The 21,092-nt window shown below is 53.5% G+C and carries 24 protein-coding genes and 1 tRNA gene; 11 read left to right on the top strand and 14 right to left on the bottom strand.

Annotation, left to right across the window (positions count from 1 at the left end):
• Positions 1 to 119: 119 nt before the first annotated feature.
• The 4 genes from nudB to BMX00_RS01495 all read right to left on the bottom strand — a co-directional run bounded on the left by nudB (position 120) and on the right by BMX00_RS01495 (position 3,610).
• Positions 120 to 599: a dihydroneopterin triphosphate diphosphatase gene (nudB, locus tag BMX00_RS01510; RefSeq protein WP_090826315.1), complete on the bottom strand. Its 480-nt coding sequence runs from the start codon at positions 597 to 599 to the stop codon at positions 120 to 122.
• Positions 600 to 797: 198 nt separating this feature from the next.
• Positions 798 to 2,579 (bottom strand): aspartate--tRNA ligase, encoded by a 1,782-nt coding sequence (aspS, locus tag BMX00_RS01505; protein ID WP_090826312.1) that lies wholly within the window; start codon positions 2,577 to 2,579, stop codon positions 798 to 800.
• 46 nt (positions 2,580 to 2,625) lie between these two features.
• Complete coding sequence (locus tag BMX00_RS01500) at positions 2,626 to 3,297, bottom strand: DUF502 domain-containing protein (RefSeq protein WP_090826309.1); 672 nt, start codon at positions 3,295 to 3,297, stop codon at positions 2,626 to 2,628.
• Between the two features lie 28 nt (positions 3,298 to 3,325).
• Entirely contained in the window at positions 3,326 to 3,610 is a 285-nt protein-coding gene (locus BMX00_RS01495; RefSeq protein WP_090826306.1) for an FmdB family zinc ribbon protein, read from the bottom strand.
• Positions 3,611 to 3,634: 24 nt separating this feature from the next.
• Between BMX00_RS01495 and BMX00_RS14665 the strand changes: the two genes are divergently transcribed.
• Positions 3,635 to 3,823 (top strand): hypothetical protein, encoded by a 189-nt coding sequence (locus tag BMX00_RS14665; protein WP_218141464.1) that lies wholly within the window; start codon positions 3,635 to 3,637, stop codon positions 3,821 to 3,823.
• Positions 3,824 to 4,208: 385 nt separating this feature from the next.
• On the opposite strand, the gene BMX00_RS14485 is transcribed toward BMX00_RS14665, so the two are convergent.
• Positions 4,209 to 4,403, bottom strand: coding sequence for a hypothetical protein (locus BMX00_RS14485; protein ID WP_090826303.1), 195 nt, complete (start codon positions 4,401 to 4,403; stop codon positions 4,209 to 4,211).
• Positions 4,404 to 4,752: 349 nt separating this feature from the next.
• On the opposite strand from BMX00_RS14485, the gene BMX00_RS01485 reads away from it, so the two are divergent.
• Positions 4,753 to 5,388 (top strand): CNP1-like family protein, encoded by a 636-nt coding sequence (locus tag BMX00_RS01485; RefSeq protein ID WP_245727510.1) that lies wholly within the window; start codon positions 4,753 to 4,755, stop codon positions 5,386 to 5,388.
• Positions 5,389 to 5,442: 54 nt separating this feature from the next.
• On the top strand, positions 5,443 to 5,709 hold the full coding sequence (locus BMX00_RS01480) for an alpha/beta fold hydrolase (RefSeq protein WP_245727508.1): 267 nt from the start codon (positions 5,443 to 5,445) through the stop codon (positions 5,707 to 5,709).
• 276 nt (positions 5,710 to 5,985) lie between these two features.
• Here the strand turns inward: BMX00_RS01480 and BMX00_RS15075 are convergent, their stop codons facing one another.
• The 9 genes from BMX00_RS15075 to BMX00_RS01440 all read right to left on the bottom strand — a co-directional run bounded on the left by BMX00_RS15075 (position 5,986) and on the right by BMX00_RS01440 (position 13,372).
• On the bottom strand, positions 5,986 to 6,099 hold the full coding sequence (locus tag BMX00_RS15075; RefSeq protein WP_425433858.1) for a DUF6933 domain-containing protein: 114 nt from the start codon (positions 6,097 to 6,099) through the stop codon (positions 5,986 to 5,988).
• 105 nt (positions 6,100 to 6,204) lie between these two features.
• Complete coding sequence (gene ychF, locus BMX00_RS01475) at positions 6,205 to 7,296, bottom strand: redox-regulated ATPase YchF (RefSeq protein ID WP_090826300.1); 1,092 nt, start codon at positions 7,294 to 7,296, stop codon at positions 6,205 to 6,207.
• Positions 7,297 to 7,396: 100 nt separating this feature from the next.
• Positions 7,397 to 7,966: an aminoacyl-tRNA hydrolase gene (gene pth, locus BMX00_RS01470; protein ID WP_090826297.1), complete on the bottom strand. Its 570-nt coding sequence runs from the start codon at positions 7,964 to 7,966 to the stop codon at positions 7,397 to 7,399.
• Positions 7,967 to 8,062: 96 nt separating this feature from the next.
• Positions 8,063 to 8,764, bottom strand: coding sequence for a 50S ribosomal protein L25/general stress protein Ctc (locus tag BMX00_RS01465; protein WP_090826294.1), 702 nt, complete (start codon positions 8,762 to 8,764; stop codon positions 8,063 to 8,065).
• Between the two features lie 126 nt (positions 8,765 to 8,890).
• The gene (locus BMX00_RS01460; protein WP_090826291.1) at positions 8,891 to 9,841 is read right to left on the bottom strand and encodes a ribose-phosphate pyrophosphokinase; all 951 of its coding nucleotides are present in this window, start codon (positions 9,839 to 9,841) and stop codon (positions 8,891 to 8,893) included.
• A 104-nt stretch (positions 9,842 to 9,945) separates the two neighbouring features.
• Positions 9,946 to 10,020, bottom strand: a tRNA-Gln gene (locus tag BMX00_RS01455).
• 3 nt (positions 10,021 to 10,023) lie between these two features.
• Positions 10,024 to 10,872, bottom strand: coding sequence for a 4-(cytidine 5'-diphospho)-2-C-methyl-D-erythritol kinase (gene ispE / locus BMX00_RS01450; RefSeq protein WP_090826288.1), 849 nt, complete (start codon positions 10,870 to 10,872; stop codon positions 10,024 to 10,026).
• 54 nt (positions 10,873 to 10,926) lie between these two features.
• Positions 10,927 to 11,604, bottom strand: a complete 678-nt coding sequence (lolB, locus tag BMX00_RS01445; protein ID WP_090826284.1) for a lipoprotein insertase outer membrane protein LolB — start codon at positions 11,602 to 11,604, stop codon at positions 10,927 to 10,929.
• A 40-nt stretch (positions 11,605 to 11,644) separates the two neighbouring features.
• Positions 11,645 to 13,372 (bottom strand): tetratricopeptide repeat protein, encoded by a 1,728-nt coding sequence (locus BMX00_RS01440; protein WP_090826281.1) that lies wholly within the window; start codon positions 13,370 to 13,372, stop codon positions 11,645 to 11,647.
• Positions 13,373 to 13,633: 261 nt separating this feature from the next.
• Between BMX00_RS01440 and BMX00_RS01435 the strand changes: the two genes are divergently transcribed.
• The 8 genes from BMX00_RS01435 to BMX00_RS01400 all read left to right on the top strand — a co-directional run bounded on the left by BMX00_RS01435 (position 13,634) and on the right by BMX00_RS01400 (position 21,006).
• Positions 13,634 to 14,395 carry an ABC transporter ATP-binding protein gene (locus BMX00_RS01435; RefSeq protein WP_090826279.1) on the top strand — a complete coding sequence of 254 codons (762 nt, stop codon included), beginning with the start codon at positions 13,634 to 13,636 and terminating at the stop codon, positions 14,393 to 14,395.
• A complete protein-coding gene (locus tag BMX00_RS01430) occupies positions 14,368 to 15,135 on the top strand; it encodes an ABC transporter permease (RefSeq protein WP_245727506.1) in 768 nt (255 codons plus the stop codon). Before BMX00_RS01435 ends, BMX00_RS01430 begins: the two co-directional genes overlap by 28 nt.
• 20 nt (positions 15,136 to 15,155) lie before the next feature.
• Positions 15,156 to 16,511: a GldG family protein gene (locus tag BMX00_RS01425; RefSeq protein WP_090826272.1), complete on the top strand. Its 1,356-nt coding sequence runs from the start codon at positions 15,156 to 15,158 to the stop codon at positions 16,509 to 16,511.
• A 37-nt stretch (positions 16,512 to 16,548) separates the two neighbouring features.
• A complete protein-coding gene (mutM, locus tag BMX00_RS01420) occupies positions 16,549 to 17,370 on the top strand; it encodes a bifunctional DNA-formamidopyrimidine glycosylase/DNA-(apurinic or apyrimidinic site) lyase (RefSeq protein WP_090826269.1) in 822 nt (273 codons plus the stop codon).
• A 275-nt stretch (positions 17,371 to 17,645) separates the two neighbouring features.
• Positions 17,646 to 19,163, top strand: coding sequence for a carbohydrate porin (locus BMX00_RS01415; protein WP_245727504.1), 1,518 nt, complete (start codon positions 17,646 to 17,648; stop codon positions 19,161 to 19,163).
• A gap of 87 nt (positions 19,164 to 19,250) precedes the next feature.
• Positions 19,251 to 20,063, top strand: a complete 813-nt coding sequence (proC, locus tag BMX00_RS01410; protein WP_090826263.1) for a pyrroline-5-carboxylate reductase — start codon at positions 19,251 to 19,253, stop codon at positions 20,061 to 20,063.
• A gap of 44 nt (positions 20,064 to 20,107) precedes the next feature.
• The gene (locus BMX00_RS01405; RefSeq protein ID WP_090826260.1) at positions 20,108 to 20,680 is read left to right on the top strand and encodes a YggT family protein; all 573 of its coding nucleotides are present in this window, start codon (positions 20,108 to 20,110) and stop codon (positions 20,678 to 20,680) included.
• Positions 20,681 to 20,691: 11 nt separating this feature from the next.
• Complete coding sequence (locus tag BMX00_RS01400) at positions 20,692 to 21,006, top strand: DUF167 domain-containing protein (RefSeq protein ID WP_090826258.1); 315 nt, start codon at positions 20,692 to 20,694, stop codon at positions 21,004 to 21,006.
• The last annotated feature ends 86 nt before the right edge of the window (positions 21,007 to 21,092 follow it).

Genomic DNA, 21,092 nt, shown 5'->3' with positions numbered 1-21,092 from the left:
TCATTCTCAGTTTACTGCTGTGATCCACAAAGACTTCCGGTAAAACTTGAGCTTTTACCTTCATGGTGAGTTTGCTAAGTCGGATTGAGCTCAAACATATAGGACAAAAATATGAATTATCAGTTCTCCTGTGTTCCAGGTTCAGGTTGATTCGTTGGAGAGCATTCGCTACTCAAGGCCAGCCGTCGTATTGCTTCCGCGTTACTCGGGGAAAATACTTTTTCCATTGCTTCCCGCCATGGCAGCCAGACAAAGTCGAGATGCTCCCGCGCGGCAAGCTTGACCGGAACCGGCTCAGGCACGAGCAGGCCGAAGACATGCTCGGTGTTGTGCGTTACTTCCGGCGCGTAGCGCCAGCGCCATTCTTCGTAAATCTCGTATTCGTTCTGAATCCCGCAATCGATCAACGGATAACCGCTGGCATCCAGCCCCGTCTCTTCAGCCACTTCACGGACGGCGGTTTGCACCAGTGTTTCGCCCTCATTCTGGCTCCCCGTTACCGACTGCCAATAGCCGGGATGATCGGCCCGTTCCAGCAACAGAACTTGCATATCGGGTGTATGGATGACAACCAGAACCGAAACCGGAATTTTATACATCTTCCCGCCCGAGAAACGTGTCACGGAGAACCTGTTCTGCTCAGAGTTTCCTATTAAACCGGCGCGCATACAATACAAATACCAGACTGGCGGAAGTCATTACCAAGTGTACGCGCGAGGCCATACCCATATTGTTGGTTGGGCTAGATTCGGGGTCGGGCAGGAATGACTAAACTCATTCTTGCCCGACAAACAGGATCAGGCTTTTGCCGTTTGCGCGTGTCGGAGCCTGATGTGCAGCTCCCGCAACTGTTTTTCGCCCACGGCGCTGGGCGCATGGGTCAGCAGACATTGAGCGCGCTGGGTCTTGGGAAACGCAATGACATCCCGAATCGATTCCGTGCCGGCCATCATGGCCACGACGCGATCCAGGCCAAACGCGATGCCGCCGTGAGGCGGCGCGCCGTATTGCAGCGCTTCGAGCAAAAAGCCAAATTTTTCCTGTGCCTCATCGGGTCCAATATTCAAGGCGCGAAACACTTTTGATTGGACTTCCGTGCGATGAATACGCACCGAACCGCCGCCGATTTCGGAGCCATTCAGCACCATGTCATAGGCTTTGGATAACGCTTTTTCAGGATCGGTCTCCAGTAAATCTTCATGGCCATCGGCGGGTGAAGTAAATGGATGATGCAAGGCTTTCCAGCGATTTTCTTCCTCGTCACGCTCGAACATGGGAAAGTCGATAACCCACAGAGGCTTCCAACCCGGCTCCGCAAGCCCGCGATCATGCCCGACTTTAGCGCGCAGGGCACCCAAGGCCTCGTTCACCACCCGCGCCTTGTCCGCGCCGAAGAATATGAGATCGCCATCTTTTGCGCCGGTGCGCTCGAGAATAACTTTCACCGCCGTCTCAGGCAGGAATTTCAGTATCGGAGACTGCAAACCTTCAAGTCCCTTTTCCAGGACGTTGACCTTGATATACGCAAGCCCTTTTGCGCCGTATATCGCAACAAAACTGGTGTAATCGTCAATTTCCTTGCGTGACAGCGTCCCGCCTCCAGACACCCGGAGCGCTGCCACCCGTCCGCCCGGCCAATGTGCGGCCTCACGAAAAACCTTGAATTCCACGTCCTTCATTACATCGGTAAGCTCGGTCAAAACCAGGGGAACGCGCAAATCGGGCTTGTCCGAGCCGTATAGCGACATTGCATCAGCATGCGTCAAACGCGGGAAAGGACAAGGAAGATCAACGTTTACAGCGCTCTTGAATACCTGGCAAATCATCTCTTCCATCATCGCCATGATCTGGGTTTCATTCAGGAACGATGTTTCGATATCGATTTGGGTGAATTCGGGCTGGCGATCGGCACGCAAATCCTCATCGCGAAAGCATTTGGTAATCTGGTAATAACGGTCGAACCCGGCAACCATCAGCAGTTGCTTGAACAACTGCGGTGACTGCGGCAGTGCGAAAAAATGGCCGATATTGACCCGCGACGGCACGAGATAATCGCGCGCGCCCTCGGGCGTGGACTTGGTCAGCGTCGGCGTCTCCACATCGATGAAACCACGCTGATCGAGAAAGGTGCGAACCGCCATGGCCACCCTGTAGCGCAACCGCAAGTTTGCCTGCATTTCCGGACGCCGCAGATCGAGATAGCGGTGCTCCAGCCGCACCGCCTCACTCAAGTTTTCGTCATCCATCAGAAACGGCGGGGTCAACGAACTATTGAGAATTTCGATAGACTGTACCAGCACCTCGACTTCACCACTGACAAGATTGGGATTCACTGTGCCGGGCGGCCGGTGCCTTACCAGCCCGATAACTTCAAGCACAAACTCATTGCGAATACTCTCGGCGATTTCAAAAGCAACCCCATTGTCGGGGTCGCATACTACCTGAACTATACCTTCGCGATCGCGTAAATCGATGAAAATGACGCCACCATGATCGCGGCGACGGTGCACCCAGCCGTAAAGGGTTACCGTCTGGTTCAGATATTTGGCATCGATGAAGCCGCAGTAGTCAGTGCGCATGAAGAGTAGTGAATCCTGAGAAAGGAAGAACTAGAAAAAGACAAAGTCAGGTTTTTTCGCTCGAAGGGGAGCTGGCGGCGCGAGTGGTATTCAACAATACCGCTTCGTGCGGGGCTGGATGTTTTTTGCCGTTAGCGGGCGTGACCACCCCCATGGAAATAATGTATTTCAGCGCGGCATCGACGCTCATGTCGAGTTCGATCACATCACTTTTCGGCATCATCAGGAAAAATCCGGAGGTGGGATTGGGTGTGGTCGGTACATAGACACTCACATACTCTCCCTCGAGATGATTGACCACATCGCCACCCGGATAGCCGGTCATGAACGCAATGGTCCACGATCCCTCGCGCGGATATTGCACCAGCAGCGCCTTGCGAAAAGCCTCGCCCTGACTGGAAAACAAGGTATCGCTGACCTGCTTGACGCCGTAGTAAATCGATTTTACTACCGGGATGCGCCATAACACCCCTTCCCAAAATACGACTAGTCGCTGCCCGATGATATTGGTCGTCAGTATCCCTGTCAGGAACACCACCAGCACAATCAATACGGTACCGATGCCGGGAATATAAAAGCCCACCAGGGTCTCGGGTTGAAATCTCGCTGGTAACAGCAGCAGCGATTGGTCCATGGTACCGATCAGGAATTTCAATGCCCAGGCGGTAATACCCAGAGGCACCCAGATCAGGAGGCCGGTGATGAAATAACGTTTCATATTGAGCGGTACCGGCAGCTAATCGCTGTTAGTCGGGGGTGCAGGCGGGACAGGCTGACTCGGTGGGCGATCCGGCTGCGCAAGCAGACTCACCCGCTGCTTCCGTTTCAGGTTTGGATTTCGGTTTGGAACCATTCTTGAAGTCGGTAGCGTACCAACCGCTGCCCTTCAGCTGAAAACCGGCCGCTGAAATCAATTTGGCATACGCATCGCTGCCGCATGCAGGACAAACTGCAACCGGTGCATCGTTTACCTTTTGCAGATATTCCTTTTCGTAACCACAAGACCCGCAACGGTACTCGTAAATTGGCATAACAAGCCTCCAGCTAAGCAGAAATTGAAAAAGAAATTATACCTTAACGAACCTCTGAATAAGTCTCCGCAGAAAGCGTCGATGCAAAATTGGGATCATCACGCGGCGCGCAACGCAGATCGTAGCTGGGCTCCGATGACAAAGGAATGCGACACGGTGGCGCTCAAGGTGTCGTCGGAGGTTTCCGCGAAGCCGGGACCCGGCAGCGTCTGAAACGATAATCCATAAGCGCGACCATGCTTATGGATTATCAGGACGTCTGCATTCCACGGAATCGCACCTTCGCGTGGAAGGCTCCGCTTGGCCCTGCGCGGTCGACATCGCGTCCTCACCTTTTGTGCATCCTATCCCGCGGAGCGCCGGCGCGGCCGCGCAAACTTATTCAGAGGTTCTCGAAGATTCCATTCAGATTCCATTCGGTTAACCGGAAAATATGGGCGCAGCATAGGATTACAAGAGAATGTGGTTGCGAATTACATGGATTCTGCCGAACTCGTGATTTGAAATATGGGGAGCCTGAAATTTGCCAAAGAAGAAATCAGCTCATCTGGAAATATCGATCGGCCTGTTGAGCTGGTGCGCTACATATAAAAATTATTCAGTGAACACTTATGATGTAATCGTCACGGTTGAGAGAGCGATAAGGATTTTCCTCGCAAAAACGAGTAAATGCCAGATCTCCAGCTACAACTTCCGAACTGGCCTCGATATCGTAAGTTGCGAGAACACCACTGTAGTTGGGCATATCATTTATTGACGGCTCAACCGGTGCGATTAGAACCTTGTAAATCACTGCGACCTCCTTTTTATAATTACGTCATGCTATTTGTTGCCGGCCTTAGTAAGAATAGAACAGAAATAGAAGGCCGGAAAGCCTGGAGATCCCTCCATCATTTCAATCGATCAACAAAACATTGGGCAGGAAGAACGGAAGCAACCCTTCAGCATCAGCATCCTTGACGCGTATTAGTTCGGATTTGATCCGGCAAACAATGGACAACGCTCCATCGCGTACCTCTCCAGAGGTATTGGTCCCCGGAAGTTACTCGAACCGGAATATGAACAAACTGACTTCAAATTTGAATAAACTGACTAACACACTTCAGGTCGGATCAAAATAAATTGCTGTGCAATCTGCGTCAATGCTGAGTTTTGCGCCCATGAACCCGGAAGTTAACCGGACACAACTGATTTTTATCATGAAAAAAATTCTGTTGTTGCTATGCTTACTAACGCTCGCAGCGTGCGGCACCCCGAAGGCGTTGAAAGGATTCGATAGCGAATTTGATGGCGACAAAACGTGGGCTGAACTGCAGGCACAGTTGCCCGCCTACCCCAAAGCGGCGAATCTACTGCCATTTGATCCCGGCCCTGCCAGCAATAACCTTCATTATATTGATGCCCCCTCCATCGTAGTGGGTGGGGATGGCATAGTGCGCTACACTTTGGTAATCAAATCACCCGCCGGAGCGATGAACATACGCTATGAGGGTATGCGGTGTGCGACGGATGGCGAAAGAGAACGTGCAAGACTGAAAATATTAATACTTAAATTTTATGTCACCGAAAAAAGGCTCTACGCCATTGACCGTGACGACAAGACCTGGGTGCGGGCACGGGAATCAAAATGGGAAGAAGTCGAAGATATATCCCAGCATTACGCGCAACGGGCGCTTTCCAGATATTTCTTCTGCCCGGCTAATATTATTGTAAGAAATGAGAAAGAGGCCATTCAAGCGTTGAAGAACGGCAGCCATCCACGCGCGATTCAGTACTAATAATACATGCACCGACACCAGCCATTGCATCTTCCGAGCAGGCGAATACCACGGATGATGGCGAGCTTTCCTGCCTCGTATTTCTGTATCAAGGCCTTTTCCGAAACCGATCTCACCGAGGACCTCAAGAAATTTGACGTGCCGACATTGGTCCTTCATGGGGACGACGACCAGATCGTCCCGATTGCAGATTCTGCGCTGCTTTCCTCGAAGATCATCAAGAACGCGACGCTCAAAGTCTACCAAGGCGCCCCGCACGGCATGTGCACGAGGCTTAAGGACCAGGTCAACGAAGAGCTGCTTGCGTTCATCAAGGGGTGAGGCGATATTCTCGATCCACCACGGAGCCTGGTTTCTGCTCAGCGTTTATTTCACGTCCACCCGCTGCAACGACCGGCCAGTGACTTTCTGATTCGCTAGGTAGACCTGATTCGCAAGGTGGTGGTGGTGGCAGGCTGACGAAAACACGCTTCAAGATTAACATACGGCGCAATGCACTCTCCGCTTATTGCGCCCTACCACTGCTGACGAAAACACGGCTCAAGATTAACATACGGCGCAATGCGCTCTCCGCTTATTGCGCCCCACCACTGCTGATTACCTCCAGAACAGAGCCGTGGCGTACCAGTTGCCAAGCCCAGTAGCTGGTGGTAACACCGGTGCTGCTATTGGCTTATTGATACGATCGAGCAGCTTCTTCGTGCAGCGCAGGCTATAGATGTGTCAACTTAAACGATGAGCTTTTATCAATAAAACTGTAATCCAAAATATATCGAGCGTCGGAATGAAGTATCATTTCTTGACCGCCGTTCTGGATTAGACGTTAAACCGGAAGTGCATCACATCGCCATCCTTGACTACGTATTCCTTCCCCTCCAGCCGCATTTTCCCCGCCTCCTTCGCGCCCTGCTCCCCTTTGCAGGCGATGAAGTCGTCATAACCGATAACTTCGGCGCGGATGAAGCCTTTCTCGAAATCGGTATGAATCACGGCAGCGGCTTGAGGAGCGGTATCGCCTTTTGAAATGGTCCAGGCGCGCACCTCTTTCACGCCCGCGGTAAAGTAGGTTTGCAGTCCGAGCAGTTGGTAGGCGGCACGGATGAGCCGGTTCAGCCCCGGCTCATCCAGGTTCATATCGGCCAGAAAGATCTGCTTGTCCTCGTCCGGCATCTCGGCAATTTCAGATTCGAGCGCGGCGCAGATCGGCACCACCGGGGCGTCCTCGCGCGCGGCATATTCCTGCACACGGGTCAGCAGCGGATTATCGTTAAACCCTTTCTCGTCGACATTGGCAATATAGATCGCCGGTTTGGCGGTCAGCAGGCAAAGCGGCTTCAACAGTTGTCGCTGCTCCTGGTCCAGCCCCAGGCTCCTCACAGGTTTGCCCTGATCGAGGTGCGCGCGCACGGCCTCCAGCAATGCCACAAACTTGATCGCATCCTTATTGCCTGATTTGGCGAGCTTGGTTTCGCGTTGCGACGCTTTTTCCACCGTTGCCAGATCGGCCAGCGCCAGTTCGGTCTGTATGGTTTCGATGTCCGAAACCGGGTCCACATTGCCGGCAACGTGCACGACGTTGTCATTGACGAAGCAGCGCACCATATTGATGATGCCATCGGTTTCGCGAATGGTGGCGAGAAACTTGTTCCCCAACCCTTCGCCTTTGGATGCCCCGGCAACGAGTCCGGCAATGTCCACAAACTCGACGATGGCGGGCTGCACCTTTTGCGGCTTGACGATAGCGGTCAGTTCGGCCAGCCGCTTGTCGGGGACCTCGACGATGCCGATATTGGGCTCGATGGTGCAGAACGGGTAGTTCTCCGCCGCGATCCCCGCCTTTGTCAGGGCATTAAATAAAGTGGATTTGCCCACATTGGGCAACCCGACGATACCGCATTTCAGGCTCATAGTTTATTAATACTGTGTCAAGCGCGAGCCCGAGTTATAGAAAATCGAAAATAGGCCATAACCGCTCTGTTCAGGCTTTGCCTTGCATATTTTTCAGTGCCTAGGCCGTGGTGTGCAGCTTCATCATTGCTGCCTGATAATGGCCTTCCGCGATGAGCGGCCAGACCTCGAGGCTACGCTGAATCGAGTCGTCTATGAGCGCCGCTTCTTCCTTGCGGGGGGGCTGCAATACATAATTTATCACGGCATTTTTATCGCCGGGATGACCGATGCCGATGCGCAGGCGCCAAAAATTCTTGGTGGAGAGATGCGCGGCGATGTCCTTCAACCCATTGTGTCCGCCCAGCCCGCCATCCAGTTTCAGCCGGGAAGTGCCCGGCGGCAAATCCAGCTCGTCGTGCACCACCAGAATGCTTTCAGGCTGGATTTTATAGTAGTGGCACAAGGCCGCCACCGCTTTGCCGCTGGCGTTCATGTAGGTCTGCGGATTGAGGAACCACACCTCTGAATCGCCTTGGCCTATGCGCGCGCACAATCCATGAAACCTGGGCTCGGCCTTTAAGGTGATATGCAGCACATCGGCCAGCCGTGATATCCACCATGTGCCCGCATTGTGGCGCGTAGCCGCATATTGCTTACCCGGATTGCCAAGACCGACGACCAGCTTCATCGAATATCAGAAATAAAAATCTGTTCCAGCTTACAAAATGAAAAGCCCGCCGGAACCGACATGACTCCAGCGGGCGATATGGAAAAGCACGGTGTGTTATTTCTTCTTCCCAGCTTCTTTCTTCCCGGCATCCTTCTTTTCGCCCTCTTTTGCGACACCCTCTTTCTTCTGTACAGTTGTCGGAATCTCCGCCGCGGACACGACGGCAGCCGCTTCCTCGGCAGCCACCGAGCGCGGGATGACGATAGTCGCCACGGGTAAATTCTCGCCTTTCAGAAGCGCGGGAATTTCCACCCCTTCCGGCATTTTAAGGTCGCTCAAATGTAGGGTATGACCAGCGGCCAGATCAGCCAGATCCACCGTAATGAATTCCGGCAGATCCTTAGGCAGACAGGAAACATCCAGCTCGGTAAGCACATGGCTGACGATTCCACCGGAAAGTTTTACCCCCGGCGAAATTTCCGCATTGATGAAGTGCAGGGGCACTTTCATGTGTATTTTCTTGTTTGGATCGACCCGTTGAAAATCGATATGCAGCACCTGCAATTTGAAGGGGTGCATCTGTATGTCGCGCAGCAGTACAGGTTCTTTCTGCCCTTCCACATCCATAGTCAGGATGGACGCATGGAAGGCTTCCAGCTTGAGCTGATGGTATAGGTTGTTATGGTCCAGCTCGATGGCCTGGGCCGGGTTTTCTCCGCCGTAAACGACTCCCGGCACTTTGCCGGAGCCACGCAGGCGGCGGCTCGCACCTTTGCCCTGCAACGTGCGCTTTTGCGCGCTGATTTCAATCTGCATCGTTTTCTCCAAAAATATGGATCATCCGCGACCAGATGATCCGATTAATAAACCTTAAGTACTGCTATGTATGTTACTGATACCAGTGTGTTAGCGAATACTGTCGTAACTTCGGGGAGCGGTGTGCTATTCCATGAACAGCGAACTTACGGAATCCTCGTTACTGATCCTCAGCACAGTCTCTGCAAGCAAACTTGCCACGCTCAACTGATGAATGCGAGCACAGGCTTTGGCATCCTCGCGCAGGGGGATGGTATCGGTAACTACCAGCTTGTCGAGGGCGGAATTCTCGATTCGCTCCACCGCATTGCCGGACAATACCGGATGGGTGCAATAAGCCAGCACGTTCTCCGCCCCATGCTCTTTCAGGGCACGGGCTGCTTCACACAAGGTGTTGGCGGTATCCACCATGTCGTCCATGATGACGCAGGTGCGACCTTCCACTTCCCCGATTATGTTCATCACCTTGGCAACATTGGCTTTGGGCCGCCGCTTGTCGATGATGGCCAGGTCGCATTCCAGGCGTTTGGCCATCTGCCTGGCCCGCACCACCCCGCCCACATCCGGTGAAACCACCACCAGATTCTGGTGATTGTTTTTCCATAAATCGCCTAGCAGGATGGGCATGCTATAGATGTTATCCACGGGGATATCGAAAAACCCCTGAATCTGGTCCGAATGCAGATCCATGGTCAACAACCGGTCTATCCCGACCGTCGTCAGCATATTCGCCACAACTTTGGCGGTGATCGGCACCCGCACCGAGCGCGGCCTTCTGTCCTGGCGAGCGTAACCGAAATAAGGCATCGCCGCTGTAATCCGCCCGGCGGAAGCACGCTTCAGCGCGTCTACGAGCACCAGCAACTCCATCAAAGTGTCGTTGGTCGGCATGCAGGTAGATTGCAGCACGAAGACATCCTTGCCGCGGACATTCTCCAGTATTTCCACCATTATTTCGCCGTCGCTGAAGCGGCCTACGGTTGCGCGGCCCACGCGGATATTGAGGTGGCGGACCACGTCCTGCGCCAGCTTGGGATTGGCGTTGCCGGTAAAGACCATCAAGCTATCGTAGGCCATGAACGAAAGTTATGGGTTGAAGGGTTGAAGATTCGAAAACGGGGAATTGAGGAGATTGTCCTCAACATCTGCTTGTCTGGCTGATCCTAGATAAGACTGAAAACTGGCTGGGGAGGTAGGGATCGAACCTACGAATGCCGGAATCAAAATCCGGTGCCTTACCGCTTGGCGACTCCCCAGAATTACTGTTCCACAAAATCATGCATAGGATGACGATCCAATCCCTGGGTCACAAAACCTTTCATATCGGCCGGGACCTGCGCCAGCGCCGTTCTTGCCGCTGCCTCCGTGGCGAATTCGGAAAATACGCATGCACCGGAGCCGGTCATTGCCGTCATCCTGGCATTGTCGAGCTGTTTGAGCCATTCCAGATGGCGTGCCACCTCCGGATAAGAGCGGCATACCACAGGCTCAAGGTCATTATGTCCGCGCTCGACGGAAAAGGGCGGTATTTTGATGGGAATCGTGTTTCGTGTCAATTCCTTACTGCCAAAAACCTGCGCGGTCGGTACGTGTACGGGCGGCGTCAGCACGAGATACCAGGCCGGCGGCAGCGCGATAGCCGAGAGTTTTTCGCCTACGCCTTGCGCAAAAGCATTTTCACCGAAAATGAACACCGGCACATCCGCACCCAAACTCAGCCCCAGCTTCAACAAGGGGTCTCTTTTCCAGCCTAACCCCCACAAGCGGTTAAGCGCAAGCAATGTTGTGGCGGCATCGGAACTGCCTCCGCCCAGGCCTCCGCCCATAGGAATACGTTTATCGAGGAAGATATCCGCGCCCAGCGAAATCCCGCTTTCCTCTTGCAGCAACTTAGCGGCGCGTACGCATAAATCCTTTTCCTCCGGCACGCCGGGGATGGGCGTGTGCAATTTGATCACTCCGTCGTCCCGCAAAGCGAATTGCAGTTGATCCGAAAAATCCAGTAAACGAAAAACTGTTTGCAAGAGGTGATAGCCATCCTCCCTGCGCCCCACCACGTGAAGGAACAGGTTAAGTTTTGCCGGGGCAGCGCAAACGAGCTTATTCATCCGCGAAAGAGCCTCGAAAGAGGTCTTGTATATACCCCTGTATGTACGGATGCTTTAGTTGCCATCGGAATTCCAGGTGTCTATTATGAGTTTTATCTGCAGATCGCCGCGTTTGAGCAGCAGTAATCTGGGTCGCGCAGCCTGAGTCTGGGCAATATGTACCGCTGACACGGGAAAATAACTCGAATAGTCAATGCTCCATCCGTCCTGCCGGATACCTACGACCCGACCCTCAATATCCAGATCGATTTCAGACGCCGTGATGGGCGAATTTATACCCTGAACCCAATATTGCAAACCCATGAGCGGCAAATGCCATCCCAGCACTTGCTCAGTCAGACCTTCGACATCGGCTGCAGAATAATTCTGCTGGTCGGACGTGATCAGATATGCCCCGCCAGGATTGAGCTGGATCTGTGCCAGGGCCTGCCCCAACGGAGAAAGCAGAAGAATTTCATCCTCGCTTTCAGCATGACGCCATTGCACTCCGCCGGAAAAATTCTCCCTGCCTCCTTTCGCCGCTACCCTGCCGCTTAGCAAGAAGTTTGCGGACTTCGTGTCCACGGTACCGGCCACCGGCTCGGTGAAGATCGTTCTGACTACGTTATTTTTATGGGTGGGAGGAGTTAGCGCGCAACCGGCAAAAAAAGGCGGCGCGCATAAAAACAGGCTCCACCACGGAAGAACAAAGCGCATGAACTGAACCGGTGCTACACCGGCACGATTTATCATTTTGGCATCTCTACAGCTTTACGGCGCGCTCTGCTATCTGCTATTTCATGAATTTCTTCATGGTACTGAGTAATGCCTCATTGCCGGGGTGGTTTTTGAGCGCCGATTGCCAGATTTCCTTTGCCTCTTCCTTTGTTCCCTGCACCCAGAGGACCTCACCCAGATGGGCTGCAATTTCAGGATCAGGGTTCATTCCGAACGCCTGCCTGAGGAAACTGAGCCCTTGGTTGATGTTTCCCATACGGTAATGCACCCAACCCAGGCTATCCATGATATAGGGATCGTTAGGAGAGAGTTGAATCGCTTTCTCAATGAGTTCAAGCGCTTCCCCAAGGCGATTGCTATGTTCCGCAAGCCCGTACCCAAGAGCGTTATACGCGTGGGCATGATCGGGTCGTAATTGGATCAGCTTGCGTAAGTCCTTTTCCATGATATCGGTCTTACCGATTTTTTCTGCTGCGAGGGCGTGATCATAGAGAAGCTCCGGCGAGTCTGGAAGCTTATCCAAACCATTACTGAGTAAACGGAAAGCTTTTTGATAGGCGCCCGATTCCCTCAATAATTGCGCCTCAGCGATAACCAACTGCGCGCGCTGCTGATCGTTTGCAACCGGCACCTGTTGCAAGTGCTGAAGAGCCTCGTTTATTTTTCCCGTTTTGCTCAACAGCAGCGCATACCGGACTTGCGCGGGTATATATTGATTGCCGCTCGTCACGGAGCGATAGGCTTCCATCGCTCTATCAGGATGCTGGGTTTTTTCGTAAATACCTCCGAGATAGAAGCGCACCATACCGGGATCTCTGTAATCGAGTTCCAGCGCTTTTTTGAAATTCAACTCGGCCACGTCGTAATCGCGCAATTCCAGGGAGAGCAAACCGACCGCGACGGCGACATCTGCATTGCCCGGATTTTCCGCCAGCAGTTGCTGGAACTGTTCGCGTGCCTTGACATAACTTTTTTCCGCCAACAATAGCCGTGCATAGGTGATACGTGTATCGTTGGCTTTGGGATAACGCTTGAGATAATCTTCGAAAAATTCAATAGCGCTGGCATTGGAGGTACGCGCCAGTATCCGCCCCTGATATATTGCCGCAATCTCCCATTCAGGCCGGAGTGCAAGGGCCTTCTTCATCTCTGCCTCCGCGATATCGAACTGATTGGCGAACCATGCCGCCTGGGAGACGGCAAAATGGGCTTCCGGCAGATCGGGATAAGGTTGAGCAAGCTGCTTCACCAATTCAAATATGGCGTTCTTGTTCGAGTTGCGTATCAGCACGCCGTTGAGTTGCATGAAAGCCTCTCCGACATTTCCTCCTTCCGAGGCCAGCAATTTCTCCAGATGGGGCCGGGCTTCGTCCAGCCGATCAATATTCACCAGCAGTGCCGCCACTGTCTGGCGGGCGTTTACCGAATCCGGCTCAAGCTCAACCCATATCCGCGCTGCTTCGAGCGCGGGCATGGCTTGGCGTGAATGAAGGGCAATTTCAGTGGCGCGCTGCGCGACGCGCGGATCGCGGGTGGTTCTCGCGAGTTTGAGATAAGTACGGATGGCCAGATCCTGATCGCCGCGCTGCAGAGCCGTTTCTGCCAGCAAAAAGTCGAACAGTATCGGCTCGGTCAAATTCTGACTGGGTAATTTTTGCTGTCCTGCTTGGCTCTTCTCTGCAGGCTTGCCAGCGTTGGCCTTTACATCCGTCTTGGCTGGCATCTGCGTACAGGCGGCGAAAAAGGTCAGCAGCAACAATGCGCCGGGAATTTTTAGGCTCATGTGGGAAGTCCAGGCAAGATTTTGAAAATAAGGCAAAGGCGGGGGCTAAGTCTTTCGGCACAGGCCACATATTAGGTATATTTTGCGCTTATCACAAGTGGACAGCTGAACAAGTGAATGCAAGAGCAGCGAAGTGGATTTGCAAATGCGTTAACAGATGATCCGCGACAAATCGAAGGTTCCGAATGAGTACCGGGCTTTTGGCATCCGGCAAGAATTACGTAAAAGCTTTCATGCAGCCCAAATTGCTTTCCCGTTTTAATGACCGAACAAATTGTTTCCCCGACCTTATCAGTTAAGGGCCTGTGCCGCTATTTCGGCACTCGCGCTGCCGCGCACGACGTCAACCTCGAACTGAGGCGTGGCGAGGTGCTGGGCCTCCTTGGCCCCAATGGCGCCGGCAAAACCACAATCATGCGCATGCTGACCGGCAACCTTGCCCCAAGCGCTGGCGTAATCAAAATCTGTGGGGTCGATCTGCTGGATAAGCCGCGCGAAGCCAAGTCACATATCGGATATCTGCCTGAAATACCCCCTCTCTACCGCCAATTGACAGTGGGCGAATACTTGAGGCTCGCCGCCAGGCTGCATCATGTGGCAAAGGCAAAAATTGAGGCCGCATTGGACGAGGTTGTGCAACGCTGTGGGCTTGGCAACACAAGGGAGCGTTTGATCGGCTTGCTCTCGAAAGGCTATCAGCAGCGGGTCGGGATTGCCCAGGCGCTTATCCATGGTCCCGATGTTATCATCCTCGATGAGCCAACGGTGGGGCTCGACCCTAACCAGATGCGCGATATCCGATCTCTGATTCGCGAACTTGGCGCGAAACACAGCGTCATTTTATCGACCCATATCCTGTCTGAGGTTGAGGCGGTATGCGACCGGGTGCACATCTTGCACGGGGGTCGCACGGTATTCTCAGATTCAGTAAACGAGCTGAAACAGAAGGGAGCGAGCCTGGAAGAGATATTTATGCGGTATACCATGAACATTGAATGTCCCGGTACCTCTTTGACGCCATGATCGCGATTGCGCGAAAGGAACTAAAAATATTGTTTAGCTCGCCGCTTGCCTGGGTAATCCTTGCGCTGATGCAATGCGTGCTGACCTGGATTTTTCTGGCTCATCTCGATATATTTCTGAAAATTCAGCCACAACTGGTAAAAATCGCCAATCCGCCTGGAGCGACCGAATTCATTATCGCGCCGTTATTCGCCATGGCTGCGGTAGTACTGCTGATGATTTCTCCTCTCTTGACCGCGCGGCTTATCGCCGGTGAGCGCCGCAGCCATACCCTGACCTTCCTTGTTTCCGCCCCCATTTCGATGGCGGACATCGTGTTGGGAAAATTTCTCGGCCTGATGTTTTTTTTCTCCGTGATAATTGCTCTGGTCGTCGCGCTGTCGATTTCCCTGCTGGCGGGCGGTTCCATGGATGTAGGCTTGTTACTGGGCAATGTCGCGGGCCTGGTCCTGCTCTGCGCTTGCTTCGCCGCTCTGGGTCTTTATATTTCGACGCTAAGTGCTCAGCCCGCCACCGCGGGCGCCGGCACGCTCGGGATATTGCTGGGGTTATGGGTGATCGACAACGTAGCAGATGATAACAAGGACAGTATCATGCGCAACTTTTCCTTGCTCGCCCATTACGAAGGTTTCAATCGCGGCGTGATCGACACGTTTGACCTCGTATATTTTGCTTTATTTATCGTTATTTTTCTCACGCTATCCGTTCGCCGACTGGATAGGGAGCGGATAAGCGGTTGAAGCTGTGCAAATGGTGAATAATGGCTGCGGCAGATAATAGGCTGCGCACGCGCCGGCTGGCGCAAAATGGCCTGTTTACGGCGTTGTTGATCTCGCTGGCCGGGCTGCTGGGTTATCTGGCGTTGCAAACGCGGGTTGCGTGGGACATCAGCCAAGGCGGACGGAACAGTTTGAGCAAGGCAAGCGTGGAAGTGCTGAAAAAACTTGATGGCCCGCTTAGGGTCACCGTGTACGCCACAGCTCAGGATGCCCAACTGGGGAATGTGCGCAAAATAATCGAGGAGTTCCTATCTCGCTATCAGCGGGCGAAACCCGATTTCGAGGTCATGTTCGTCGACCCCTCGGAACAGCCCAAACTTGCGCAGGAAGCGGATGTCCAGGCTAATGGGGAAATGATCGTCGAGTTCAAGGGTAGGCGCGAGCATCTTAGAACATTCGACGAGCAGGCGCTAACCAATTTGTTGATGCGAATGGCGCGGCCCGGCGAAAGGCGCGTGATGGCTCTGGCGGGGCACGGCGAACGCAAGCTCGATGGCATCGCCAATCGCGATTTGGGTGAGTTTGGCAAAAACCTGGTGACCAAGGGTTTTAAAATCGGCTCTCTCAATCTCGCCACGGCCCCGGGTGTACCGCATGATACCAGTGTGCTCATCATTTCCTCCCCACAAGCTGATCTGACAGAGGGAGAAATGGAAAAGCTGCTCGCGTATATCGCACGCGGCGGCAGCCTGTTGTGGCTAGTGGATCAGGAGCCGTTGCATGGGCTCCAACCGCTGGCCGAAAAATTGGACCTGACGCTTACCCCGGGGGTGGTGGTTGACCCTCAAGCCCAGCAGTTAAAGGCGCCTATTACCTTTGCGCTGGGCGCCAGTTATGGTCATCATCCCGTCACGCAGGACTTCGACTATATTACGGTATTTCCTTTCGCCCGCCAGCTAACGTTCAACGAAAATCAGGAATGGCGCAGCGTGCCGCTCGTGGAAACGGCACAGGGTGGATGGGTTGAATCCGGCAAGCTCGATACGGGAATTGCCTTCGATGAAATGTATGATGTGTTGGGCCCTGTAAGTATCGCAGTGGCGCTGAGCCGAACCGTGCAGGATCGGGAACAGCGCGCGGCCGTCATCGGTAGCGGCTATTTTCTGGCTAACAGTTACCTGGGCTACGGAAAAAATCTGGATTTCGGCATTAATCTCGTCAATTGGCTGGCGGGCGATGAAAATCTTATTTCTATCCCACCTCGCGTCACGCCCGATAGCAGTCTGATCTTGAGTGAAAGATCGCAAATCGTGATCACTGCCGGTTTCCTCATCATTTTGCCGCTGATCTTCTTCGCAAGCGGCTGCGTCATATGGTGGAAGCGAAAAAGCAGATGAATTCTCCAATTAATGGGGGCCCTCATGCCTGAATCGCATGCCTGAACTGCCCGAGGTCGAGGTCATCCGCCGTGGTATCGGGCCGCATGTCGAGGGGCAACGCATTATCGACGCAACGGTAAGAAATCCTGCGCTGCGCTGGCCAGTGCCGCTCGATCTGGGGCAGAAGCTTGGCGGCCTGACTATTGGCAAGGTGACACGACGCGCTAAATACCTCTTGTTTGACTCGAGCGAGGGCACACTCATCTTGCATCTCGGCATGTCGGGCAGCCTGAGGCTATTGTCTCCGGCAGCGTTGGCACCGCCGGAAAAGCATGACCATGTTGATTTGGTCTTTGATAGCGGTATGGTCCTTCGCTTCAGGGATCCGCGCCGTTTTGGCGCCCTGCTTTGGGAAACAGGCGATGTCATGCGCCATCCGCTGTTGGCTCAACTGGGGCCCGAGCCGCTTACCGAAGCTTTCAATGGAGATCTGCTATATCAACAAACACGGGGGCGTAGCGCTGGCATTAAACAAGTTCTGATGAACAGCCGTATCGTTGTGGGCGTTGGCAATATTTATGCAAATGAAGCGCTCTTTCGCGCCGCCATTCATCCTGTGACCGCAGCGGGGCGGATTGGCGCAAGGAGATATGAAACCCTGGCGCAGGCGATAAAGGAAATACTCAATCTCGCGATTGAAGCCGGCGGCAGCAGCCTGCGCGATTTTGTAAACAGCGAGGGTAATCCCGGCTATTTCCAGCAGCAATACTGGGTGTACGGGCGAACCGGGCGGCCCTGCCGAAAATGTGGCATACCCGTCTCCCATATCAGGCAGGGGCAGCGTTCGAGTTTTTATTGCCCGTATTGCCAAAAATAAGCTGAAAATAAGCCAGAAGCAGCAAAGCGGAGATAAAGTTTATGACAGCGGCTTTATCGAAAAATTTGTACCGCCAAATTCCTATCTCGTACCCAGCTTCTAGTGATTCTCAGGAGCCCCGCTCATGGGATGTTTCATCGACGAATCGACCCAGAATCGGTCCAGAATCGATCCGTTTGGTCGCTGCATTCTCCCAGAATACCAGATTCCGATTCCGCGTCGGACGCGCCAGAAACCGATGATATCCTGCCAAGAGTTTTCGTAAGAGCCGCCGAGTGAATGCCAATAAAGGAACGGCGCCACACTCCCCGCTTCAGAAACGGCGAACAACGGGAACAGCGGAGCTTCTCTTCGAAGTACTTCTTCTCTGCTACATGGTGTTCTTCTTAGGTCCAGCGCAAGCCGGCGTTACCGAACCGGACCCGCGAGCACAGGACGCATTCGATTTCATGAATGTACTGGCGAAAAAGGGGCTACACGACCTGAAGAACGAACGCTGGAATGCCTACGGACAGTTCACTTATATTTCCAGTTGGAAAAGCGGATTTCCCGCTTTATATACCAACCTCAACGGTAGTACTAATTCATTATTGCCGGGAAGTGAAAGAAGCTTCACCGGAACCGCGACCCTGTACCTCGGGCTCAAGACATGGAATGGCGGCGAGGTCTATTTCGTGCCGGAAATGATATCCATGCGGCCTCTATCGGATTTGAAAGGGCTGGGTGGAGCCATACAAAACTTCGAGCTGCAAAAAGGTGGCTCCGAGACCCCCATCTATTATCGATCTCGATTATTTTTCAAACAGACTTGGGGGTTTGGAGGAGAACGCATACAACTCGATTCTGATCCGATGCAGCTCGGCACGACCGTGGATAGCAGGCGCCTCGTTGTCAGGGTGGGCAATTTCAGCGTAATCGATTTCTTCGATAGGAATTCATACTCCGGCGATCTCCGCAGGCAATTTTTGAACATGGCCTTCATGACGTATGCAGCCTTTGATTTCGCCGCCGATGCGAGAGGATATACCTGGGGTGCGGTAGGCGAATACTTTCACGATAACTGGACGATGCGCTTCGGCCATGTCGCCACTTCCATCGATCCAAATCAACTCCCTCTCGACACGAGGATATTCAAGTATTACGGACAACAGATTGAATTTGAGCGCAGGCATCTTTTGTACGGACATCCAGGTGCTATAAGAGTACTGGCTTATAGGAACCATGAAAACATGGGGAAATTCAGCGATGCCATTGCCGCCTTCCAATCGGACCACAATAAAAATGCCACAACCTGTACCGGCTTCAATTATGGATCAGGAAACGCATCAGCCCCGGATTTATGCTGGGCCCGCAAACCCAATGACAAGATGGGCATAGGTATCAACCTTGAACAGCAGGTGCTGGACGGTATCGGTATATTCTTGCGCGGGATGTATAGCGACGGCAAAACTGAGGTGTTTTCCTATACCTCGACTGATAGATCGATCTCATTGGGGGCTTTGGTCAATGGCTCCCGGTGGGGCCGAAAAAGAGATTTGCTTGGAGTTGGATTTGCTGCAGGCTGGATTTCGAGCCAACATGCCAAATACCTGAATATGGGGGGCGTCGACGGCTTTATCGGCGACGGCCGGATCAAGAGGGGAGCAGAACACGTGGTGGATATCTTCTATAGCGTCAATGTGTTGAGTTCGCTGTGGGTGACCGCCGACTATCAGCATATTGCCAACCCGGGCTTTAATGCTGATCGCGGCCCGGTAAATATTTACGGGATGAGGATCCATGCCGAGTTTTAGATGCGTTTCATGATCCGGTTCAAATAAAATCCTGAGGTTGGTATATCATCCGGTTTTCCATCGCGTAGCTGTAGCTACAAGATCACCATGAATATTTGCTTCATCGGCGGCGGCAACATGGCTGGGGCGTTGCTAGGCGGCCTATTGCAGCAGGGTTATTCGCCTGCGCAAATAGGTGTGGTGGAAATTAGCGCCGGACAACGCGACAAAATAAAGCATGAATTCAACTTGACCGCGACCGGAGAGCTCGCCGAAGGCGTGAGCCGTGCCAGCGTGGTAGTGCTCGCGGTAAAGCCTCAGCAGCTCTCAACGGTGGCGCGCGAGCTTGCGCCACTGCTCTCTGATCATCTTGTCATCTCCATTGCCGCCGGCATTCGCGCCAAGGATATATCTCGCTGGATGGGTGGCTACGGAAGGGTAGTTCGCGCCATGCCCAATACTCCCGCTTTCGTTCGCGCGGCTGTGACAGGCCTATATGCTTTACCTGGGGTGGATGGGGAAGGTAGGCTCCATGCGGAGTCCATACTCTGCGCGGTAGGCTCCGTGCTATGGTGCGAACGGGAGGAGCTGCTGGACGCGGTGACCGCGGTTGCAGGCAGCGGTCCGGCTTATGTGTTTTATTTCATCGAGGCGGTTCAAAAGGCCGGGCGTGAATTAGGGTTGAACGCGGCCCAGACACGACAGTTGAGCATTGAGACAGTTATAGGTGCAGCAAAACTTGCTATCCAGAGCAGCGAAGACGCCGCCGTGCTGCGCGCGCGGGTAACGTCCCCAGGGGGTACCACGGAACGCGCAATAGCATCCCTCGAAAGGGATGGAGTCGCGGATGCAATCATCAGGGCGGTTAATGAAGCCTACCAGCGATCACGCGAGTTGGGCGACCAGCTTGGCACAGGATAACGTCAGGATAACGTTTCAGCAGTCACCGATCCCCAGGAACCGTTATGCTCAACCAGATGCTGATATTTCTGCTCGACACCTTTCTCGGACTGTTTTCCTTGGCGCTGCTGCTGCGTTTTTATATGCAGCTGCTACGCGCGCCCTACCGCAACCCGCTGTCGCAATTTCTGATCAAGGTCACGGATTTTATGGTACGGCCCGCGCGGCGGATAATCCCCAGCTTCCGGGGCATGGATCTTCCCACTTTGCTGCTGGCATGGCTTGCACAACTGATGCTGCTGGCAGGTGTACACATGCTTCAGGGTTATGACTTCAGCTCGACCATCGGCATCGCGCTCGGCGGACTAGGTCTGCTCGCTCTGGTAGAAATCATCAAGATGACGCTTTACATTGTACTGGTAGCCGTAATCATGCAGGCCGTACTTTCGTGGTTCAATCCACACAGCCCGCTGGCCCCGACACTCGACAGCTTTACCGGTCCATTCCTGGGGATCATCCGCAAGCGGCTCCCACCCATCGGCAATGTTGATTTATCGCCCCTGTTTGTGCTGATAGGAATCCAGTTGCTATTGTTCTTGGTAACAGGCGTGGAGAAGGAAATTTCCCGCCTGTTTTAACATTCCCCGTAATGTCCCATACATGGTGCCGACGCGAAGAGGATGACAGTGGCCATCGTCTTATCCTCACCCTACACATTCAGTCCTGCGCAAAGCACACCGAGGCTGCGGGATTGCATGGGGATGCGCTGAAAATCAGGTTGGCTGCCTTGCCGGTGGAGGGCGCCGCCAACTCTGCGCTGCTGGAGTTTCTTGCAAACGTGTTTGGTGTGCCACAGCGCCAGGTGACGCTCAAGCACGGGCTTAACTCGCGGCGCAAAATCGTTGAGATCAGAGCGGCAACCCGGGGGCCCGATGCGCTGTTAAAATCCAGATCCGGCAATTAACGACTTGGGATAAGCGCACAGACACCGTGTTTATGAAAATCATGAAAACGGATTTTGTACACCTTCCCGGCGACAGCCGCTTCACG

The organism is Nitrosovibrio tenuis, from assembly GCF_900109785.1.
Classification (GTDB): domain Bacteria; phylum Pseudomonadota; class Gammaproteobacteria; order Burkholderiales; family Nitrosomonadaceae; genus Nitrosospira; species Nitrosospira tenuis_A.
This window is presented reverse-complemented; position numbering and strand designations above follow the sequence as displayed.

What these genes read in the sequence shown, in the direction of transcription:
- ispE (WP_090826288.1), bottom strand. Translation starts at nt 10,872, where the DNA reads ATGAATAAGCTCGTTTGCGCTGCCCCGGCAAAACTTAACCTGTTCCTT.
- BMX00_RS01485 (WP_245727510.1), top strand. Translation starts at nt 4,753, where the DNA reads ATGCTGAGTTTTGCGCCCATGAACCCGGAAGTTAACCGGACACAACTG.
- BMX00_RS01480 (WP_245727508.1), top strand. Translation starts at nt 5,443, where the DNA reads ATGATGGCGAGCTTTCCTGCCTCGTATTTCTGTATCAAGGCCTTTTCC.
- aspS (WP_090826312.1), bottom strand. Translation starts at nt 2,579, where the DNA reads ATGCGCACTGACTACTGCGGCTTCATCGATGCCAAATATCTGAACCAG.
- pth (WP_090826297.1), bottom strand. Translation starts at nt 7,966, where the DNA reads ATGAAGCTGGTCGTCGGTCTTGGCAATCCGGGTAAGCAATATGCGGCT.
- mutM (WP_090826269.1), top strand. Translation starts at nt 16,549, where the DNA reads ATGCCTGAACTGCCCGAGGTCGAGGTCATCCGCCGTGGTATCGGGCCG.
- lolB (WP_090826284.1), bottom strand. Translation starts at nt 11,604, where the DNA reads ATGATAAATCGTGCCGGTGTAGCACCGGTTCAGTTCATGCGCTTTGTT.
- BMX00_RS01425 (WP_090826272.1), top strand. Translation starts at nt 15,156, where the DNA reads ATGGCTGCGGCAGATAATAGGCTGCGCACGCGCCGGCTGGCGCAAAAT.
- BMX00_RS01500 (WP_090826309.1), bottom strand. Translation starts at nt 3,297, where the DNA reads ATGAAACGTTATTTCATCACCGGCCTCCTGATCTGGGTGCCTCTGGGT.
- BMX00_RS01430 (WP_245727506.1), top strand. Translation starts at nt 14,368, where the DNA reads ATGTCCCGGTACCTCTTTGACGCCATGATCGCGATTGCGCGAAAGGAA.
- BMX00_RS01495 (WP_090826306.1), bottom strand. Translation starts at nt 3,610, where the DNA reads ATGCCAATTTACGAGTACCGTTGCGGGTCTTGTGGTTACGAAAAGGAA.
- nudB (WP_090826315.1), bottom strand. Translation starts at nt 599, where the DNA reads ATGTATAAAATTCCGGTTTCGGTTCTGGTTGTCATCCATACACCCGAT.
- BMX00_RS01440 (WP_090826281.1), bottom strand. Translation starts at nt 13,372, where the DNA reads ATGAGCCTAAAAATTCCCGGCGCATTGTTGCTGCTGACCTTTTTCGCC.
- BMX00_RS01405 (WP_090826260.1), top strand. Translation starts at nt 20,108, where the DNA reads ATGCTCAACCAGATGCTGATATTTCTGCTCGACACCTTTCTCGGACTG.
- ychF (WP_090826300.1), bottom strand. Translation starts at nt 7,296, where the DNA reads ATGAGCCTGAAATGCGGTATCGTCGGGTTGCCCAATGTGGGCAAATCC.
- BMX00_RS01435 (WP_090826279.1), top strand. Translation starts at nt 13,634, where the DNA reads ATGACCGAACAAATTGTTTCCCCGACCTTATCAGTTAAGGGCCTGTGC.
- BMX00_RS01460 (WP_090826291.1), bottom strand. Translation starts at nt 9,841, where the DNA reads ATGGCCTACGATAGCTTGATGGTCTTTACCGGCAACGCCAATCCCAAG.
- BMX00_RS01465 (WP_090826294.1), bottom strand. Translation starts at nt 8,764, where the DNA reads ATGCAGATTGAAATCAGCGCGCAAAAGCGCACGTTGCAGGGCAAAGGT.
- BMX00_RS01400 (WP_090826258.1), top strand. Translation starts at nt 20,692, where the DNA reads ATGTCCCATACATGGTGCCGACGCGAAGAGGATGACAGTGGCCATCGT.
- proC (WP_090826263.1), top strand. Translation starts at nt 19,251, where the DNA reads ATGAATATTTGCTTCATCGGCGGCGGCAACATGGCTGGGGCGTTGCTA.